Source organism: Streptomyces sp. WELS2, from assembly GCF_013870595.1.
Taxonomy (GTDB): domain Bacteria; phylum Actinomycetota; class Actinomycetes; order Streptomycetales; family Streptomycetaceae; genus Streptomyces.
The window spans coordinates 1-2,731 of record NZ_JACBWZ010000811.1; the positions used below are offsets into that span (position 1 = coordinate 1).

Sequence of the window (2,731 nt, forward strand, 5' to 3'; positions counted from 1 at the left end):
GGCCCGGATCTTGTCGCCCATCAGCGCGATCGCGTCCGCCGGCGGGCCGATGAAGACCAGCCCCGCCTCCTCGCACGCCCGCGCGAAGGCCGCGTTCTCCGCGAGGAAGCCGTACCCGGGGTGGACGGCCTGGGCGCCGGTGCGCGCGGCGGCCTCCAGCAGCCGCTCCACCGACAGATAGCTCTCGGTGGCCGGCGCCGGACCGATCCGTACCGCCGTGTCGGCCTCCCGTACGTGCCGCGCGTCGGCGTCGGCGTCGGAGAAGACCGCCACCGAGCGCACGCCCAGGGCGCGCAGCGTACGGATCACGCGTACGGCGATCTCGCCCCGGTTGGCCACCAGCACTGTGTCGAACACGGTTCCCCTCCTCACATCCGGAAGACGCCGAACTGGGGGTCTCCCAGAGGCGCGTTGGCGCAGGCCGTCAGGGCCAGACCGAGGACCTGACGGGTGTCCAGCGGGTCGATCACTCCGTCGTCCCAGAGCCGGGCGGTGGCGTAGTAGGCGTTGCCCTGGCGCTCGTACTGGGCGCGGATCGGCGCCTTGAACGCCTCTTCCTCATCGGCGGGCCACTGCTCGCCGCGCCCCTCCAGCTGGTCCCGCTTGACGGTCGCCAGCACGGACGCGGCCTGCTCGCCGCCCATCACGGAGATCTTGGCGTTGGGCCACATCCACAGGAAGCGCGGGGAGTAGGCCCGGCCGCACATCGAGTAGTTGCCCGCGCCGTAGGAGCCGCCGACCACCACCGTCAGCTTGGGCACGCGCGTGCAGGCCACCGCGGTGACCATCTTGGCGCCGTGCTTGGCGATGCCCCCCGCCTCGTAGTCCTTGCCGACCATGAAGCCCGAGATGTTCTGGAGGAACACCAGCGGGATGCCGCGCTGGTCGCACAGCTCGATGAAGTGGGCGCCCTTCTGGGCGGACTCGGAGAACAGGATGCCGTTGTTGGCGACGATCCCCACCGGGTGGCCGTGGATCCGCGCGAACCCGGTGACCAGGGTCTGCCCGAACTCCGCCTTGAACTCGGCGAACCGCGAGCCGTCGACCACGCGCGCGATGATCTCGCGGACGTCGTAGGGGGTACGGGAGTCGACCGGGACGGCGCCGTAGAGCCCGTACGGGTCCACCTTGGGTTCGACGGACGGCCGGACCTCCCAGGGCAGCGACCGCCGGGCGGGGAGCGTGGCCACGATGTCCCGGACGATCCTGAGCGCGTGCGCGTCGTCCTCGGCGAGGTGGTCGGTGACCCCGGAGACCCGGGAGTGCACCTCGCCGCCGCCCAGTTCCTCGGCGGTGACGACCTCGCCGGTGGCCGCCTTCACCAGGGGCGGCCCGCCCAGGAAGATCGTGCCCTGGTTCCGCACGATCACGGCCTCGTCGCTCATCGCCGGGACGTACGCCCCGCCCGCCGTGCAGGAGCCCATGACGGCCGCGATCTGCGGGATGCCCGCGCCGGACATGCGGGCCTGGTTGTAGAAGATCCGGCCGAAGTGGTCCCGGTCGGGGAAGACCTCGTCCTGCATCGGCAGGAAGGCCCCGCCGGAGTCGACCAGATAGACGCACGGCAGCCGGTTGTCCAGGGCCACCTCCTGGGCGCGCAGGTGTTTCTTGACCGTCATCGGGTAGTACGTGCCGCCCTTGACCGTGGCGTCGTTCGCCACGATCACGCACTCGCGGCCGCTGACCCGCCCGATGCCGGCGATCACGCCGGCGGCCGGGGCCTGCCCGTCGTACATCCCGTCGGCCGCGAGCGGCGCCAGCTCCAGGAAGGGCGATCCCGGGTCGAGCAGTGTGTCCACCCTGTCCCTGGGCAGCAGCTTGCCGCGCGCGGTGTGCCGGGCGCGGGCCTTCTCGCCGCCGCCGAGGGCCGCCGCGGCGAGTTTGCCGCGCAGCTCCTCCACGAGCTGGAGATGGGCCTCCTCGTTGGCCCGCCAGCCCTCCGACGCGGGATCGGCCGCGCTGTGAAGCTCCGGTGCCTCCTGCATCCTGCGGTCCCCTCACCGGTGTCCGAACCTGTTAATGAGCGTTAACCATTCCCTTCAGGTTAACGACCGCTAACGTCGCTGTCTAGAATTGACGGCATGGCCAGCAGAACCGACGCCCCCACCCGCCGCGAGCAGATCCTCAAGGAGGCCGCGCGGCTCTTCGCCGAACGCGGATTCCACGGCGTCGGTGTCGACGAGATAGGCGCCGCGGTCGGCATCAGCGGCCCCGGGCTGTACCGGCACTTCCCGGGCAAGGACGCGATGCTCGCCGAGCTGCTGGTCGGCATCAGCGGACAGCTCCTCACCGGTGCGCGGCGCCGGCTGGCGGAGGCCGACGGGATCCCCGCGACCCGCGTGCTGGACTCCCTGATCGAGGGCCACATCGACTTCGCCCTGGACGACCGCCCGCTGATCACCCTGCACGACCGCGAGCTGGACCGGCTGCGCGACAGCGACCGCAAGCTGGTGCGCCAGCTCCAGCGGCAGTACGTGGAGTTGTGGGTGCAGGTGGTCCGCGAGGCCTACCCGGGCCTGACCGAACCGGCCGCCCGCTCGGCCGTCCACTCCGTCTTCGGCCTGCTCAACTCCACCCCCCACCTCGGCCGCGCCGGCACGCTCCCCGGCCGGGGAACGACGGCGGACCTCCTGCACCGGATGGCACGGGGGGCGTTCGAGGCGGCCGGGCAGGAGTAGCCGCAGGGCGTTTTCCCCGCCGGGGAGGCGGCGGCCGTGGGCCCGTCGAGGAG

General features: G+C 72.0%; 3 protein-coding genes. 1 reads left to right on the plus strand and 2 read right to left on the minus strand.

What is annotated here, in order from left to right; all coding sequences use genetic code 11:
• A partial coding sequence (locus tag H5J33_RS30180) for a biotin carboxylase N-terminal domain-containing protein (RefSeq protein ID WP_309485522.1) occupies window positions 1-357 on the minus strand: 357 nt, incomplete at its 3' end.
• An 11-nt stretch (window positions 358-368) separates the two neighbouring features.
• Window positions 369-1,985, minus strand: a complete 1,617-nt coding sequence (locus tag H5J33_RS30185; protein WP_181797963.1) for a carboxyl transferase domain-containing protein — start codon at window positions 1,983-1,985, stop codon at window positions 369-371.
• Between the two features lie 96 nt (window positions 1,986-2,081).
• On the opposite strand from H5J33_RS30185, the gene H5J33_RS30190 reads away from it, so the two are divergent.
• On the plus strand, window positions 2,082-2,678 hold the full coding sequence (locus tag H5J33_RS30190; RefSeq protein ID WP_181797964.1) for a TetR/AcrR family transcriptional regulator: 597 nt from the start codon (window positions 2,082-2,084) through the stop codon (window positions 2,676-2,678).
• Window positions 2,679-2,731 lie beyond the last annotated feature (53 nt).